General features: G+C 60.6%; 15 protein-coding genes and 2 tRNA genes. 13 read left to right on the forward strand and 4 right to left on the reverse strand.

Annotated features, from left to right (window positions below):
• Positions 1–135: 135 nt before the first annotated feature.
• The 9 genes from ACK2VC_RS15670 to ACK2VC_RS15710 all read left to right on the forward strand — a co-directional run bounded on the left by ACK2VC_RS15670 (position 136) and on the right by ACK2VC_RS15710 (position 8,868).
• Positions 136–705 carry a GspH/FimT family pseudopilin gene (locus tag ACK2VC_RS15670; RefSeq protein WP_486731310.1) on the forward strand — a complete coding sequence of 190 codons (570 nt, stop codon included), beginning with the start codon at positions 136–138 and terminating at the stop codon, positions 703–705.
• A 14-nt stretch (positions 706–719) separates the two neighbouring features.
• A complete protein-coding gene (gene pilV, locus ACK2VC_RS15675; RefSeq protein WP_486731311.1) occupies positions 720–1,265 on the forward strand; it encodes a type IV pilus modification protein PilV in 546 nt (181 codons plus the stop codon).
• A complete protein-coding gene (locus ACK2VC_RS15680; protein WP_486731312.1) occupies positions 1,262–2,104 on the forward strand; it encodes a PilW family protein in 843 nt (280 codons plus the stop codon). The genes pilV and ACK2VC_RS15680 overlap by 4 nt, the downstream gene beginning before the upstream one ends.
• 16 nt (positions 2,105–2,120) lie before the next feature.
• The gene (locus ACK2VC_RS15685) at positions 2,121–2,627 is read left to right on the forward strand and encodes a pilus assembly PilX family protein (RefSeq protein WP_486731313.1); all 507 of its coding nucleotides are present in this window, start codon (positions 2,121–2,123) and stop codon (positions 2,625–2,627) included.
• A 16-nt stretch (positions 2,628–2,643) separates the two neighbouring features.
• Entirely contained in the window at positions 2,644–5,997 is a 3,354-nt protein-coding gene (locus ACK2VC_RS15690; protein WP_486731314.1) for a pilus assembly protein, read from the forward strand.
• 27 nt (positions 5,998–6,024) lie between these two features.
• The gene (locus ACK2VC_RS15695) at positions 6,025–6,462 is read left to right on the forward strand and encodes a type IV pilin protein (RefSeq protein WP_486731315.1); all 438 of its coding nucleotides are present in this window, start codon (positions 6,025–6,027) and stop codon (positions 6,460–6,462) included.
• 217 nt (positions 6,463–6,679) lie between these two features.
• Positions 6,680–7,747, forward strand: a complete 1,068-nt coding sequence (gene ribD, locus ACK2VC_RS15700; RefSeq protein WP_486731316.1) for a bifunctional diaminohydroxyphosphoribosylaminopyrimidine deaminase/5-amino-6-(5-phosphoribosylamino)uracil reductase RibD — start codon at positions 6,680–6,682, stop codon at positions 7,745–7,747.
• A gap of 154 nt (positions 7,748–7,901) precedes the next feature.
• The gene (locus tag ACK2VC_RS15705; protein ID WP_486731317.1) at positions 7,902–8,525 is read left to right on the forward strand and encodes a riboflavin synthase; all 624 of its coding nucleotides are present in this window, start codon (positions 7,902–7,904) and stop codon (positions 8,523–8,525) included.
• A gap of 267 nt (positions 8,526–8,792) precedes the next feature.
• A tRNA-His gene (locus ACK2VC_RS15710) sits at positions 8,793–8,868 on the forward strand.
• Between the two features lie 76 nt (positions 8,869–8,944).
• Here ACK2VC_RS15710 and murI read toward each other — a convergent pair.
• Complete coding sequence (murI, locus tag ACK2VC_RS15715; RefSeq protein ID WP_486731318.1) at positions 8,945–9,802, reverse strand: glutamate racemase; 858 nt, start codon at positions 9,800–9,802, stop codon at positions 8,945–8,947.
• 17 nt (positions 9,803–9,819) lie between these two features.
• Positions 9,820–11,358 carry a fumarate hydratase gene (locus ACK2VC_RS15720; RefSeq protein ID WP_486731319.1) on the reverse strand — a complete coding sequence of 513 codons (1,539 nt, stop codon included), beginning with the start codon at positions 11,356–11,358 and terminating at the stop codon, positions 9,820–9,822.
• On the opposite strand from ACK2VC_RS15720, the gene ACK2VC_RS15725 reads away from it, so the two are divergent.
• From ACK2VC_RS15725 to ACK2VC_RS15735, 3 genes are all read left to right on the forward strand, one after another.
• The gene (locus ACK2VC_RS15725; protein ID WP_486731320.1) at positions 11,357–11,605 is read left to right on the forward strand and encodes a hypothetical protein; all 249 of its coding nucleotides are present in this window, start codon (positions 11,357–11,359) and stop codon (positions 11,603–11,605) included. The two genes, ACK2VC_RS15720 and ACK2VC_RS15725, sit on opposite strands and share 2 nt — an antisense overlap.
• Positions 11,606–11,788: 183 nt before the next feature.
• A complete protein-coding gene (gene acs / locus ACK2VC_RS15730) occupies positions 11,789–13,768 on the forward strand; it encodes an acetate--CoA ligase (RefSeq protein WP_486731321.1) in 1,980 nt (659 codons plus the stop codon).
• Between the two features lie 132 nt (positions 13,769–13,900).
• Positions 13,901–13,991, forward strand: a tRNA-Ser gene (locus ACK2VC_RS15735).
• 24 nt (positions 13,992–14,015) lie between these two features.
• Here the strand turns inward: ACK2VC_RS15735 and ACK2VC_RS15740 are convergent.
• Both ACK2VC_RS15740 and ACK2VC_RS15745 read right to left on the reverse strand, forming a co-directional pair.
• Positions 14,016–15,254 (reverse strand): Arm DNA-binding domain-containing protein, encoded by a 1,239-nt coding sequence (locus ACK2VC_RS15740; RefSeq protein ID WP_486731322.1) that lies wholly within the window; start codon positions 15,252–15,254, stop codon positions 14,016–14,018.
• Between the two features lie 177 nt (positions 15,255–15,431).
• Complete coding sequence (locus ACK2VC_RS15745) at positions 15,432–16,151, reverse strand: ASCH domain-containing protein (RefSeq protein WP_486731323.1); 720 nt, start codon at positions 16,149–16,151, stop codon at positions 15,432–15,434.
• Between the two features lie 32 nt (positions 16,152–16,183).
• On the opposite strand from ACK2VC_RS15745, the gene ACK2VC_RS15750 reads away from it, so the two are divergent.
• On the forward strand, positions 16,184–16,423 hold the full coding sequence (locus ACK2VC_RS15750; RefSeq protein WP_486731324.1) for a hypothetical protein: 240 nt from the start codon (positions 16,184–16,186) through the stop codon (positions 16,421–16,423).
• Positions 16,424–16,716 lie beyond the last annotated feature (293 nt).

The raw sequence follows: 16,716 nt of genomic DNA on the forward strand, positions 1-16,716 counted from the left end.
TGGGCGCGATCCGGATGCCCGCAGTTGATCGTCAGCAACGACCGCTCATCTGCTCCAGGGAACGTTTGATCGTCTGGCCATTGTCCATCGCGCAAATGTTGCCTAACATCAAGTCCAAACCAACATGGATGTCAGATGAGCAAAACTTACGCGGCCAAGTTTTTTGATGGTGGGCATATTCGGCCCGGGCGCGGTTTTACCCTGATCGAACTGATGATCACCATCGCCATTGCCGGAATTCTGCTGGCGATCGGCATCCCATCGATGCGCGACATGATTCATCAAAACCGCCTGACCGGCCATGTGAACGAATTCGTCGCCGCCAACCTGCTGGCCCGCTCCGAAGCGATCAAGCGCGGCAGTCAGGTAAAAATCTGCCGCAGCGCCAACGCCGAAACGTCGGATACCTGCAGCACCGGCGCCGGCGACTGGAGCAGCGGCTGGCTGGTCGCCATACCCAATCCGGACGACGCCACCAAAAACGATGAAATCCTGAGCCGGCACGGCGCCTTGCCGGCCGGGACAAGCGCGAGTTCCTCGCTCGACGCCATCACTTACAACGGCATGGGCCAGCCGGTACTGGCGGCGGATAGCGACAGCACCGGCTTCACCTTCGACAATGACTGCAAATTAAGCCGGCGGCAAGTCGACATCGGGCGTACCGGGCGCACTGCCGTCGCCACGATCGGCGCTGCTGGTTGCTGAAAATGGAGACCAATGTGCCAAGGACAAGCAGCACAGAAAGTCAGCGCCTGCGGATGGGCAGCCGCCGACAAGCCGGCGTCGGGCTGATCGAGGTATTGGTGGCGCTGGTGATCGCATCGTTTGCGCTGCTCGGCTTTGCCGGTCTGCAGATGGCGTCGCTGCGCTACCAAAAGGTGGCGCAGTTCCGCTCGCTGGCGAGCCAGTACAGCGCCGACATTGCCGACCGCGTGCGGGCCAATGTGGCGGGAGCAAAAAATAACTATTACAGAACCGCGGACACCTATCCGGCCAACACCGCGCCGGGCGTCACGAATTGCACCAGCGATTGCACGCCGGCGCAAATCGCCAGCCAGGACATTTACAACTGGCGCGTGGCGCTTGGCTCGGCCGTCGCCGGCGGCTGGGGCTCGATCGACGGCGATGTGACCAATGGCTTCACCGTCACGGTTTATTTGAAGGAACCGAATAAACCAAAAGGTAGCAACGATCCCGCCGACCCGAATTGTGCGCGAGGTACCGACAAGGACGTGCGCTGCTTCCAGACGGTGTTCATGCCATGAAAATCCAATCCGTTCCCGGCGCCCGGCAGCGCTTGCAAGCCGGCTTGACCCTGGTTGAGTTGATGATCTCGATCGTGATCGGCCTGGTCCTGCTGCTGTTCGTCAGTACCCTGTTCATCAACAGTAAGGCCAGCTTTCGCCTGAACGACGACAATGCGCGCCTGCAGGAAGACGCTGCTTATGCGATGACATTGATCGGGCGCAACTTGATGCAGGCGGGCTTTGGCAACCTGCTGACCAGTGCGACTACGGACTTTACAGGGCAAGCTTTGAAGGGGTGTGACAGGGGTTTCGTAAATCCGGTTGCAAGTGCGGGTAACTTGGACTGTGGCACCACCGGCAAACCGGCATTTCGAATCAGTTACACGGTGGACGCCTACGATTCCAATACTGGCGCCGGCGCGGACTGTAACGGGCAAAATGCCGCAGGCACGGTTGTCAATATTTTTTTTCTTGACACCAAGACCGGTGAGACCGCGCAGTCGCTGTATTGCAACGGTAACGGCAACACCGTCTCGCAACCGGTGCTCAGCAACGTGGAAGACATGACGGTGACCTATGGCGCAGATAGCAAAGGCGTCTTTACTCCCGATCAATATCTGAATGCGGCCGGCGTTGAGGCACTACCCCTCAGCGCAATCAACAAAAAAAATTGGGACCAGGTGATCAGCGTCCAGGTTTGCCTGCTGGTGGCCAGCGCCAACAATGTGACTGAAGGCAACCGGACCTATACCGACTGTGCCGGCGCGACCCAGACGGCGACAGACAACAGGCTGCGCAGGGCCTTCACCAAGGTGTTTACCTTGCGCAATAACGCCATGCCAAGCCTGGTTTATTGAGGGTGGGGCGATGAACATGACAACCGACATGAAGCGAAAAATATCGCCTGTGCAAGCCGGCATTGCCTTGCCGATCGTGCTGATTTTCCTGGTCGTGATGCTGCTGCTCGGCGCCACCGCGATCCGCAACGTCACGCTGGGTGAAAAAATGGCCGGCAACCAGCGCAACCAGCAACTGGCGTTCCAGGCCGCCGAAAGCGCATTGCGCTATTGCGAAAATGTAATCCAGGGCGGCGTCGTACCGACTTCAAAGCTGACCATTCAGACGCCGGCCAGCCCCAATTTGTGGGAAGTGCCAGCCAACTGGGAGGGAACGGCCGTTTCGATCGAGATTGCTGATGGTAGCGGCAAGCCGATCAAGGGTGTGCGCTGCATGGTGGAGGACATGGCTGATTCGCTGGAATTGGGCCCGACCGAACTGAAAAAAGACGACAGCCTCCAGGCTTACCGGGTGACCGCGCGTGGCGTCGGCGGTACCGACAATGCGGTGGTGCTGTTGCAGAGCTACCTGAAATTTAATTGAGATAGGGGGAATCGCCATGTCGCGAGCCATTTCGTCGAAGCGCCCGGGGTTTGACCTGCAACGCGCGTTGCTCGCGGGCTTGTGGCTTGCCGCCGCGGCCAACACCGGCGCGGCACTGGCGGCGGTATCGCAAACGCCCTTGTTTCTGGCCCAGCCGCCCAAGCCGAATATCATGTTCACGCTGGATAACTCAGGCAGTATGGAGTGGGAGACGGTAACTGGTGCCGACGCCAAAGCCGAGTTCAATAGCAGCAAGACGCTGCGCGCCTTTTATTCCAAGGCCTATAACCAGATTTATTACGATCCGGCGGTCACCTATAGTCCAGGCGTGGATTACAAGGGTGCCGGCATGGGCAATAGTTCGACTACCGCCGCGCGGATCGATCCCTATCCCACTTCCAGTGGCAGTACTTCGACAGTCAACCTGAGCAAGACCTGCTATGTCGAAAACAAGACGCCACTGCCGGTCACCTTGCCGCTTTACAACGCATCGACCTTCTCGGCTTCAAGCAACTACGCCAGTTGTTACGATACCGCGACAACCGTGAATACCGGCACCTCCAAAAAACCTGTCTATGTTACCTATGACAAGCAGGTTGCGCGCTACGCTTTCTATTATGTGTGGAATGGGAGCGGTGTCCCGGACGGATCCAGCGGCCAGGATACCGACGCCAACTATACGCGCGTCGACATCCTGTCCGGCAACACTTACACCAAGGCTTCCACCCGAACCGATTGCGGCACCGGCGCCACTTGTACCGGGGACCAGGAACTGCAGAACTTCGCCAACTGGTTCAGCTACTACCGCACCCGCATCCTGATGACAAAGACTTCGATCGGCTTGGCGTTCGCGCCGATCGACCCGATCGTGAATCCGGTCAATCCGTCCAAGTTCCGGGTCGGTTTCAATGCCATCAACGGGCCGGGTTCAACCAGCCCGAACGCCGCGGTAACCGATGGAGCGGGCTGGCTCACCATCCGCGATTTCGATTCGACCCAAAAGCAGGATTTCTACACCAAGCTGTATGCGATCAATCCGAATGGCGGTACGCCGCTGCGGATCCAGATGGACCGGATCGGCCAACTGTATGCAGGGACGCTGTCCGGGTTTGATTACACTGGCAACGACCCTTATCGCGAAAGTGCCGCCTCGTCGAAATTGACCAGTTGCCGCCCCAGCTACCACATCATGGCGACCGACGGTTTTTGGAACGACACCCTTCCTTCCGGCTTCCCCTCCGCTGTCGGCACCTCGCTGGCGTCGATCGCGGATTATTACTACAAGACGGATCTGCGCAGTGCGCTGGACAACAACATCAAGCCGACCAATACCCGGGATACCGCCACCTGGCAGCACATGACCACCTTCACCATCGGGCTGGGCGCCGATGGCACCATCCCGTATTCCGAGACCGAGCCGACGACCTGGCCGACACCGGTCGCGGACAGCTCAACCGCCATCGATGACCTGTGGCACGCGGCGGTGGTCGGCAAGGGGCGCTACTTCAGTGCCAAGAATCCAACGGCGCTGCAGGCCGGCTTGACCTCGGTACTGAAAGACATTGCGGTTCAGACTGGTGCTGCCTCGACTGGCGCGATCACCGGCAGTGCGATCGATGGTGACAGCTACTTCTATGTGCCGAGCTTTGAGTCAGGCAAGTGGGTAGGACATTTAAAAGCTTACAACCTTACTTCCGCCGGGACGGTCGGGACGGTGCAATGGGATGCCGCTACCAAGTTGCCCGCGTGGAATGCACGCAATATCGTGACCTGGAACCCGACTTCCGGTGCCGCGGTGGATTTTTTGTGGGACAACCTGACTGCCGGCAGCGGCAGCCAGCAATCGTTGTTGACATCTGCGGATGTGCTGGAGTACCTGCGTGGCAATGGCGCCAAGGAACAGACCGAGATCGGTGCCGGTCCGGGAATATACCGGTATCGGGCCAACAAGCTGGGTGACATCGTCAATTCGGCTCCGGTGTACGTCAAGAAATCCGATTTTGGCTATCGGGTATTGCCTGATGCCAGCGGCGGCGGCACTACCTATCGCGACTTCGTCAGCGGCAAGTCGAGCCGCACGCCGATGCTGTATGTGGGTGCCAATGACGGCATGCTGCATGGCTTTAACGCCACCAGCGGGGTCGAGACGTTTGCCTACGTGCCGAATGCGATCTACTCCAAGCTGGTCAGTCTTTCCAGCCCGGATTACGGTCATAACTATTACGTCGATGGCCTGCTGACCGAAGGCGATGCCTATCTCGGAGACGCATGGAAAACCATCCTGCTCGGATCGGTTGGCGCCGGTGGTAGCGGTGTCTTTGCGATCGACATCACCAATCCCGGCAGTCTGACTGCCGGCAAGGTGCTGTGGGAGAAAGGCGCCGGCGACCTTGCCGATATGGGGAGGGTGATGGGACAGGTCACTGCGGTGCGTTTGCGCAATGGCCAGTGGGGTGCGATTTTTGGCAACGGCTATGACAGCGCCGACGGCAAGGCGGTGTTGTATGTGGTTAATCTGTCGACCGGGGCCTTGATCAAGAGCTTTGAGTTGACCACTGGCAGCGTCAACGGCCTGTCGGCGCCGGCGCTGCTATTCAACGCCCAGCGCGAACTGGTTGGCGCCTACGCCGGCGACTTGCTGGGGAATCTGTGGAAATTCAATTTCGACAATGCCAGCTCATCCAGTTGGACCAGCAGTAAATTGTTCAGCGCGGTCAATGGCGACGACAAGATCCAGCCGATGATCAAGCGCCCGGCCCTGGCGCCGCATCCCAATGGCGGATATATGGTCACGGTGGCGACCGGAAAATTCATCGAGGAAGGCGACAAGGCGAATGTCGATGTGCAGAGTATTTACGGCATCTGGGACAAACCCTCCGCCGGCGCCGTAACCGGGCGGACGGAGTTGGTGAAGCAATCGTTTACCGCAGCAACTGGCGGTCGCACGCTCTCCATGAATGCGATCGACTGGGACACCAAGCGCGGCTGGTATATCGATCTCTCCCTGTCCGACGGCGAGCGCGTGATCGGCGATTTGCAAATCATGGATAACGTCGTGATGCTGGCAACGACGCTGGCGCCAACCAGCGATTTATGTCAGGGGGGCGGCGTGTCGCAACTGATGGCGATCAATTATTTGTCTGGCGGCGTCGCGACCAATGCGGTGTTTACCGTAAATGGCACGACGCTCACCAATCTGAGTTCGGTGACGATCGCCGGTACGGTGGCCAATCCGGCCTGGGTTAGCGTCAAGCCAGGCCAGCGGGTCGGGCTAAGCAACCGGCTGGATGGCGGCAGTCCGCAGGAAATCGGCTTTAAATCCGGGGTGACGCCGTTTCGGACCTGGCATCAACTCACCATCAAACACTGATCGGATTTGACGAGAATGGGGAATGTTATGCAGCTTCAACAGCATCATCGACAACGCGGCTTTACCCTGATCGAACTCATGATCACGGTCGCCATCGTCGCGATTCTGGCCTCGGTCGCGGTGCCGAGTTATCTGGAGTCGGTGCGGCGCGGTAATCGTGCCGAAGCCATCGCCACCTTGCTGGAAGCCTCCAACTGGTTGCAGCGCGGCTATACGGTCAACAACACGTATGTCGGCGCCACCACCACGACGCTGCAAGATGCCGGCCTGGGCCAGTCGCCCAAATCCGGCAGCGCAAAATACAACATCACGCTGACCGATGGCAAGACGACGGCAACCGGTTACGAGTTGGTGGCAACTCCGGTTAAAAGCGACAAATGCGGTACCTTCCTGCTGGACGAGACCGGCAAGCGAACCTTGAGCGGCAATACGGCAACGGTGGACGATTGCTGGGGCGGCCGGTGAGAATTGCACGGCCATTGCCGGCCCTGGTCTTGTGTTAAGGTGAGCGCCCCGGCGGCCGTCGGGAGGAAAGGCCGCATCACGCCGCGCGTGATGCTTCGATCGGGAATTGCCCGGATCGCCGGCGCGACATATACTCCTATATAGATATACTGTTTTCCGCAATTAAATAGCGGAAATTATCGACATACTCCACCTTATGAATCAGGATAACGCGTTCATGTCGCAGGCATTGCGGCTGGCGCACAATGCTCTTGCCATCAGCCCGCCGAATCCGGCCGTCGGCTGCGTCATCGTCAAGGACGGCCACGTGATCGGCGCAGGCTGGACCCAGCCGGCCGGCGGTAATCATGCCGAAATCGAGGCGCTGAATGACGCTCGCGCCAAGGGCCGGGATGTGGGCGGCGCCACCGTGTACGTGACGCTGGAGCCGTGCAGCCATTTTGGCCGCACGCCGCCGTGCTGCGACGCGCTGATTGCTGCCGGCGTCGGCCGCGTGGTCGCGGCGGTACAAGACCCGAATCCGCTGGTGGCGGGACAGGGCCTGGCACGGCTGCAGGCGGCCGGCATCGAGGTGGTCTGCGACGTGCTGGCCGCAGAGGCGCGCGAGGTGAATATCGGTTTTTTCTCGCGCATGCAGCGCGGCAAACCCTGGGTGCGGATGAAGGTGGCGGCCAGCCTGGACGGCAGGACCGCGCTGGCGAACGGCCAGAGCCAATGGATCACGTCGGAGGCGGCGCGCGCCGATGGCCATCGGTGGCGCGCGCGCGCCGGTGCCATCCTGTCGGGCATCGGTACCGTCCGGCAGGACGATCCGCAACTGACCGTGCGCGCGGTCGAAACCACGCGCCAGCCGCGCCGCATCGTGCTGGACAGCCGGCTGGCCATCCATGCGCAGGCGCGGGTGCTGGCCGGCGGCGGTACCTGGGTCGTCACCGCGCGCCGCGATCCCGAGCAGGAAGCGATGCTGCGCGAGGCTGGCGCCGAAGTGATTTTTCTGCCCAACCCGCAAGGCAAGGTCGATTTGCCGCAGTTGATGCAGGAACTTGGCCGACGCCAGATCAACGAGCTGCATGTCGAGGCCGGCGCCAAGCTGAACGGTTCGCTGATCCGCGAAGGCTGTGTCGATGAGCTGCTGCTGTATCTGGCGCCGCAGTTGCTGGGGCCGGGGTTTGACATGTTCGAGTTGCCGGCAATCGAGCGGCTGGCCGACCGGATCGCGCTAAAATTCCACGATGTGCGCCAGGTCGGCGATGATTTGCGCATTCTTGCGCGGCTCAGTGATTGAGGCTTGCCTGCCCCGCGATAGCACTCCTAACCCTTAGTCGTTTCCGCGCCGGCGCTACCCCGCGTCTTTGAATCTCCGAAGCCGCTGGGCGCCGGCCCTTGGCGGGCATGACTTGAATAGAGATGCTCCATTCTTCACTTCACCCGGTTTAACTATGTTTACAGGAATTGTTGCTGCCATTGGCAGGATTGTTGATGTCAAGTCGCTTGGTGCGAGCGCCGATGCCGGCGTGCGCCTGATGCTGGATGCCGGCGGCCTGCCGTTGGAGGATGTCGCTCTGGGCGATTCGATCGCGATCAACGGCGCTTGCATGACGGTGGTGGCGAAGAGCGCCACCGGCTTTGCGGTGGATGTTTCGCGCGAGAGCCTGAGCCGTACCGCCGGTCTCGATGTCTTGGGCGAAGTCAACCTGGAAAAAGCGCTGACGCTGGCCGACCGGCTCGGCGGCCATCTGGTTTCCGGCCATGTCGATGGCCTCGGCACGGTAGTCAAATTCGAGCCGGTCGGCGAATCCTGGGAGCTGGTGATCGCCGCGCCGCTGGAACTGGCCAAATACCTCGCCTACAAGGGATCGGTCGTCGTCAACGGCGTTTCGCTGACGGTCAATCGGGTAAGCGACGACAGCGCCGCCTGCCGTTTTTCGATCAACCTGATTCCGCACACGATCGAGGTCACCGCGTTGAAACACCTGAAAAGCGGCGACAAGGTGAACCTGGAGATCGATCTGATCGCGCGCTATGTCGAGCGCATCCTGTCCCTGGGTGCGGCGGCCCGCTGAGGATTCCGGCGCTGCGTCGATACTCCCGGTGTTTCTGGCCAGGTTCGCTCATAAAATGGACGATTTCTGAGCATACTCACGGTTTTCGCGGATTCTCTGAAGGGCGGGCGGGAATGGAGCGAAGCTTGCCCAGCCGGCCAGGCGCAGACTGGACAAGGGTTTGATGGCGGTAATGTCCGGCGCGACGATTCCGATTTGCCAGCGTCGCGCAAAGTTCGTATAATCGCAGGCTTGCTTGATTAGCGCGATCGCGATAATCGTTCAATGGTGGCCGTAGCTCAGTTGGTAGAGTCCAGGATTGTGATTCCTGTCGTCGTGGGTTCGAGTCCCATCGGCCACCCCAGCAGATTCAGGAAAAAGCCCGGTTTTCGAACCGGGCTTTTTCTTTTTGGCGGCCGAATCCCGCGGCTGGGCCTGCCTTAAGCCGATAGCGCGTCCGGCACGCCGGCAATCGATGGCGCCAGTTGCAGCAGGTTGGCAAAGGCCGCCGCCAGGGCTTGCTCGCGGCCGCTGGTGAAGGCCGCGATCGTGCCGGCTTCCAGCGCCGTGCGCTCCAGCCCAGTTTTTGCCAGTAGATGGGCAAGCTGGCGCGCGACCGGCAGGCCGGTATCCAGGATCAGGATCGCGCGCCCATCCAGTTGATGCACGTTCTCTTCGATCAGCGGCCGGATGAAGGGGTAATGGGTGCAGCCGAGCACCAGGGTGTCGGCGCCGCGCGCCAGCAGCGGCGCCACGTATTGCTGCACCAGGCTGGCGGTGGCGGCGGAACGCAGTTCGCCTTTCTCGATCTGGCTGGCGAGGCCGGTACATGGCTGCAGCAGGAAATCGACGCCACTGGCAGTGGCAATGCGTTGGTGCAATAGCGCGAACTTTTCACTGGCCAGCGTGCGCCCGGTTGCCAGGACGCCGACGATCCTGGTCTGCGTTTTTTCTGCCGCCGGTTTCAGGCCGGGTTCGATGCCGACTACGGGCAATTGCGGGTAGCGTGCCCGCAGCGCGGCAATCGCGACCGCGGTCGCAGTATTGCAGGCGACCACCAATGCCTTGGCGCCGCGCTCCAGCAGGAATTCGGCGATTTGCAAGGAGCGCGCCAGCACTTCCGCTTCCGGCTTGTCGCCGTACGGGGCGAAGCCGGAATCGGCGAAGTACAGCAGGTTTTCCCGTGGCAGCGCCTGGCGGATATGGCGCAACACCGACAGGCCGCCGACGCCCGAATCAAAAATGCCAATGGGGCCGTGCGACCCCATTGGCGATTCTTTCTGGAAGCTGGCTGGCATCGAACGCTCTACCTGCCTTACTCCTGGGTGGCGGCGCCGCGCGCCCGCGCAATCGCGGCGATCCGTTGCTGCCATTCCTTCGGCCCGGTTTCATGCACCGAGGTTCCTTGCGCATCGACCGCGACCGTGACCGGCATGTCGCGCACCTCGAATTCGTAGATCGCTTCCATCCCGAGATCTGCAAAGCCGACCACGCGCGCATTGCGGATCGCCTTCGACACCAGGTAGGCGGCGCCACCCACCGCCATCAAGTACGCCGATTGGTGCTTCTTGATCGACTCGATCGCCACCGGGCCGCGTTCGGCCTTGCCGATCATCGCGATCAGCCCGGTCTTTTCCAGCATCATGTCGGTGAACTTGTCCATGCGGGTGGCAGTGGTGGGGCCGGCCGGGCCGACCACTTCGTCGCGCACCGGATCGACCGGGCCGACGTAGTAGATCACGCGGTTGGCGAAATCGACCGGCAGTTGCTCGCCTTTGGCCAGCATGTCCTGGATGCGCTTGTGGGCGGCATCGCGCCCGGTCAGGATCTTGCCGTTCAGCAGCAGCGTTTGTCCGGGTTTCCAGGACGCGACTTCTTCCCGCGTCAGCGAATCCATGTCGACCCGCTTCGATTTTTGAGCGTTCGGCGCCCAATGCACATCCGGCCATTCGGAGAGCGCCGGCGGGTCGATATATACCGGGCCGGAGCCGTCGAGGACGAAATGGGCATGGCGCGTGGCGGCGCAGTTCGGAATCATCGCCACCGGCTTGGAGGCAGCGTGGGTCGGGTACATCTTGATCTTGACGTCGAGCACGGTGGTCAGGCCGCCAAGACCCTGGGCGCCGATGCCGAGCGCGTTGACCTTCTGGTACAAGTCGATGCGCAGCTCTTCGGTCTTGTTTTGCGGGCCGCGCGCCAGGAGGTCGGTCATGTCGATGTCTTCCATCAGCGATTCCTTGGCCATCAGCATCGCTTTCTCGGCGGTGCCGCCGATGCCGATGCCGAGCATGCCGGGCGGGCACCAGCCGGCGCCCATGGTCGGAACCGTCTTCATGACCCAGTCGACCAGCGAGTCGGATGGGTTCAGCATCACGAATTTCGATTTGTTTTCCGAGCCGCCGCCCTTGGCCGCGATCTGGACGTCGACCGTGTTGCCCGGCACCACTTCCATATGCACCACAGCCGGCGTGTTGTCGCGCGTGTTCTTGCGCTCGAATAGCGGGTCGGCCACGATCGAGGCGCGCAAGGTGTTGTCCGGATACAGGTAGCCGCGCCGCACGCCCTCGTTGACGGCATTGACAATCGAGCCGGAAAAGCCTTCAAAGCGAACGCCCATGCCAATCTTCAGGAACACGTTGACGATTCCGGTGTCCTGGCAGATCGGCCGGTGGCCCTCGGCGCACATGCGCGAATTGGTCAGGATCTGGGCGATCGCATCCTTGGCGGCCGGGCTTTGCTCGCTTTCATAGGCGCGCGCCAGATGGCGGATGTAATCGACCGGGTGGTAATAGCTGATGTATTGCAGCGCTGCGGCTACCGATTCGATGAGGTCTTCTTGCTTGATGACGGTCATGACGATTTTCAATGAAAGGTTGGCGGAATTTTCAGGCGAATTGATGGGCAAATCCGGTGCAGCCACGGTGCTCGACAATCAACATCAGGGGGTTGCAGCAGAATGCGGCGGCGATGGGGCTGGCGCGCAAAATCTGATCTGTACGGATGGCAACACAAGCCGCCCCCGCATTTTACACTCGCGGGCGGCAGCCGACGTGCTGCCGAGTCGGGCATGGCTGCGGCTTGACGACTACGATGCCGGCTAGTATTTTAAAGGCACTATGTCAAGCGGAAAACAGCGAGATGGTGGTGGGCCAGAAAGGGGTGCCTGGTTGGCGACGATCGCGGATTTGTTATTGAAAAGCAAATATGTAAGGCTTGAGTAAGTGTAAATGTATATGTTTAACCCCGATTTTTCCTACTACAAACCAATATTCGGAGCAGAGACCATGGCAGAGACAGAATCCGTCAAACAAGAAAATCGCGTATTCATGCCGCCGGCGGGGCTGGTCAAGCACGCGGCGATTTCGGGCATGGATGCCTACCGCGCGTTGCGAGCCGAAGCCGAGCGCGATTATGAAGGGTTCTGGGCCGCGCGCGCGCGCGAGAATCTGCACTGGCACAAGCCGTTTACCAAGGTGCTGGACGAATCGAATGCGCCGTTCTACAAATGGTTCGAGGATGGGCAACTGAACGTCTCCTACAACTGCCTAGACGTCAACTTGCAAAACGGCAACGCCGACAAGGTCGCGATCATCTTCGAAACCGACGGCGGCGACGTCACCAAGGTCACCTATCGCGAGCTGCATCGGAAAGTCTGCCAATTCGCCAACGGCCTGCGTGCGCTCGGCATCCGGAAAGGCGACCGCGTCGTCATCTACATGCCGATGTCGGTTGAAGGCGTGGTCGCGATGCAGGCCTGCGCCCGGATCGGCGCCACCCACTCGGTCGTATTCGGCGGCTTCTCCGCCAAATCGCTGCAGGAACGGATCATCGACGCCGGCGCGGTCGCGGTGGTCACCGCCGACGAGCAGGTGCGCGGCGGCAAGCACCTGGCCCTGAAGGCAATCGTCGACGAAGCGATCGGCATGGGCGGCTGCACTACGCTGAAGAACATCATCGTCTACCGGCGCACCGGCGCCCCGATCGACATGCTCGCCGGTCGTGACCAATACATGCACGACCTGGTCGCCGGCCAGGCCACCGAATGCGAACCGGAATGGGTCGGCGCCGAACACCCGCTGTTCATCCTCTACACCTCCGGCTCGACCGGCACGCCGAAAGGAGTGCAGCACTCCTCGGCCGGCTTCCTGATGTGGGCTGCGCAAAGCATGCGCTGGTCATTCGACATCAAGCCGACCGACGTCTTCTGGTGCACCGCCGACATCGGCTGGGTCACCGGCCACAGCTACGTCACCTACGGGCCGCTGGCGGTCGGCACCACGCAAATCGTCTTCGAAGGCATCCCGGTCTATCCGAACGCCGGCCGTTTCTGGGACATGATCGCGCGCCACAAATGCTCGGTGTTCTACACCGCGCCGACCGCGATCCGCTCGCTGATCAAGGCCGCCGCCGCCGACGAAGCCGTCCACCCGAAGCGCTACGACCTCTCCTCGCTGCGGATTCTCGGCTCGGTCGGCGAACCGATCAACCCGGAAGCCTGGGTCTGGTACTACAAGAACGTCGGCAACGAGCGCTGCCCGGTGGTCGACACCTGGTGGCAAACCGAAACCGGCGGCCACATGATCAACCCGCTGCCGGGCGCCACGCCGATGGTGCCGGGCTCCTGCACCCTGCCGCTGCCCGGCATCCAGATCACCATCGTCGACGAATCCGGCAACGAAGTGCCGAACGGGCAGGGCGGCATGCTGGTCGTCAAGCGCCCCTGGCCGTCGATGATCCGCACCATCTGGAACGACCCGGAACGCTTCAAGAAAAACTACTTCCCGCCGGAACTGGGCGGCGCCTACCTGGCCGGCGACGGCGCAATCCGCAGCGAAGAAAACGGCTACTTCACCATCACCGGGCGCATCGACGACGTGCTGAACGTTTCCGGCCACCGGATGGGCACGATGGAAATCGAATCGGCGCTGGTAGCCAATCCGATGGTGGCCGAAGCCGCGGTGGTCGGCAAGCCGGACGACACCACCGGCGAATCGATCTGCGCCTTCGTGGTCTTGAAGCGCAGCCGGCCGCAGGACGAGGAAGCCAAGCAGATCGCGCAGGAGTTGCGCAACTGGGTTGCCAAGGAAATCGGCCCGATCGCCAAGCCGAAGGAAATCCGCTTTGGCGACAACCTGCCGAAGACCCGCTCCGGCAAGATCATGCGGCGCCTGCTGCGCACCTTGGCACGCGGGCAGGAAATCACCCAAGACGTCTCGACGCTGGAAAACCCGGCCATCCTGGAGCAGTTGAAACAGGCGCGATGAGAGGCTGGCGGCGCGCCAGCGCAGCAGAAGGGCGTCGTGCCATTTCGCAAGCACTGGGCGCCGGTGAAACCATCTTTCCCGGGCAGAATTTTGCTATAATCAGCGGCTTCGTCAAAACGAAGTACGGATTCAGGAGAGATGGATGAGCGGTTTAAGTCGCACGCCTGGAAAGCGTGTATAGGTTAATAGCCTATCGGGGGTTCGAATCCCCCTCTCTCCGCCAATAGCAAGCGCGTAACCTATTGATTTATAACGGTTGCGCGCTTTTTTCTTGGTCATCTGATGGGTCTGAATGGGGTGATGTTGGCATTGAAATGCCAACATTTTTGCCAGCATTTCCAAACATCGCGACCGCTTTATTGCCGGCTTCTGGCTGCGCGTCTTTGATCCATTTGCCATACACGCGGGCGATCATCGTCCAATCCTTGTGGCCCATCTGTTGAGCCACCCACATTGGCGACTCGCCGGCAGTCAGCATCATGCTGGCGAAAGTGTGCCGGGTCTGATACGGTCGACGATAGCGGATCTTCGCCAACTTCAGCGCGCGCTTCCAGGCTTCGCGAATCACCAGGTCGCCACTCCAGCGCTTGTCGGTGCGAGGGTTGCTGAATATCTGGTTGTTGGCCAGATACGTGAAAGTCTTTTGAGAGAGCAACGCCTCAAGCGCCGGGGCGAGTAGCTTGACGTCGCGCCGGCCGGCTCGCGTCTTTGGTGTTTCCCCTTCGCTTTTGGCTACGATCGCTGCCCTGGTCAGCGAGCGTCTTACCTGCACCGTCCCGCGGTGCCAGTCCACATCCCCCCACTCGAGGCCGATCAGTTCGGACGTGCGCATGCCCGTCCAGAATGCGAACTGGAAAAGGTTGCGCTCCTGCCCGTGTAGCTTGCCTAGAATGGCGGTCTGCTCCTCGGCCGTGAATGGATCGACGTCGTCGTCGCTATCCGGCGCTTCCTTGCTTTTCCATTGCCAGCCGTAAAGTGGGTTCGATTCGATCAGGTCATCCTGCAGTGCATCGCCCAGCGCGGCGCGCAGCACCGAGAGCCGGTTCCGGATGGTTTTGTTGGTCGTTCCCTGCTTAGCGCACCAGTCTTTGATGTCAAGCCGCTTCAGGTCTGACAAGATCAATTTGCCGAGACCAGGCGACAAGTGATTCAGTACGATCTTGCGATAGCCGTCGTAGGTCGATGCCTTCAGGTGGGCGCGTTGGTGCTCGAGCCATTCATCCAGATATTTTTCGACGGTCTTGATTTCTCCCTGGCGCTCGACGAAAAGAGCCGCACGCGCGCTGTCTGGGAAGGTAATGCGGTAGTTGAAAGTGCCTTTCTGGATGGAATCCAGGATAGCGGCGCGGTGCTGCGTGGCGCGCTTTAGATTCGCAGGGGTTGGGGCGAGCTTGATTCGTTCGCGGCAGCGCTGGCCACGAAAGGTAAAGGTGATTTCGATCGAGGTTTCGCTCGCTGCGGTGACTCCTGTGCCTTCTCGACCCATTTGCAATATCCTTCAACATCAATCAGGCGCCGGCCGTCCGGCGCCTTTAGCCAAACGTCCCCCTCCAGCCATACACCGTCGCGGATTTTGCTGTTGATCGCGTCCTCCGTGTAGCCGGATTCTTTGGAGAATTTGGGTATTGTTTGGTAGCGTAGCATATTGACAATAGGCGCTGATCTATTGGCTTTTTCCAGCAGGATCCAAGTGTTCCCGTTGAAATTCAACGACCCACACCCACGGATTGGCGGTCCAGCTTCCGGCGCCGTTGATCGATTCCCAGATATGCCTGTAGTGCGTGACGTAACTACCTTGGCGCGATGCAGGATCGAGTGTCACGCGGCCTGATATAGGATCAGTGGAGCGGGCGCCTTCCGCATTCGCATCCGCCTCGCTGATTTCCTGCAGCCGCTCGACGCGCACGCCAGTCACTTCGAGCCTGATGCGGCTGGCCCAGGCGGGCAGGAAGCGGCCGATTTTCAGCCGCCAGCCCCATTGATTGCCGGTGTCCGGTGACACTACGTCGATCGCCGGTCGCTGAGGGTGGTCTGCAGCGTAGATCACCGGCGCCGAGTGCAGCGGCACATACAGCCACTTATCGCGGCCGGTCTTGGTCTTGCCGTTGGGGCGGCGCTCGCACCACATCCAGGCGGCTTCCTTGACACGCAGACCGTCGCCTGGCTGACCGTAGGGGCAGTTGTACGGATGCTCGTTCCCGTCGTTACAGAGCTCGCTTTCCCCATCGTCGCTTTGATAGGGCCACCAGCCGTCGCCGTGATCGATCATCACGAAGGCGTCACGGGTGCGCGGGAACTTAACCGGGCGCCGTGTCTGCATCTTCGCGCCGTCGAGCAGGGCGTGCACCATCGGCGCGCTGAAAAGGATAGGGCGCTCTTTCATGCTAGGATTTCCTTAAACAACACGGAGGTTATATGTCGGGACTGATAATGTTTACGGAAAAGGATTACTGCGGTTATGCAGTCCATTTCGCAGCGACACAGAATGGACCTGGCGACTGGCGCGGTCATTACCGAGTACATAAAAACAATGAGAAGCTTGCTGGTGCAACGGTGGCAAATTCGTACGAAACGCGCGAACTGGCCAAGGCAAAGGCATTCGAATTGGGAATGGAGCGCGTTGACGAACTCATAGCTGCGCTTGAAAAGGAATGAGTTAATAGGCGGCCTCACAAGCCCTCCTTCCGCCATGTGCCGCCAGTGGCGCACGCACATCAGATCGCAAGAGCGTAAGGTCGAGCACAGAGTAGCGATATCCGTGATGTTTGCCGCTTGGCGCGTGGCTACCGTCAACCGGCCGCAAGTCGAACTTGCGGAACAGGCCTTGCTGACCGGTCGGTTTCGACAGGTCGCGCGCTGGAAAGGCGGCTTCAGTAGCGCACCCGCAGAACGCGCGCCGCCCGCAGTAATCGCGGTTGCCGCACGGTCCTGAATTTTTGCTGTGCGTA

The organism is Herbaspirillum sp. WTB6, from assembly GCF_057457785.1.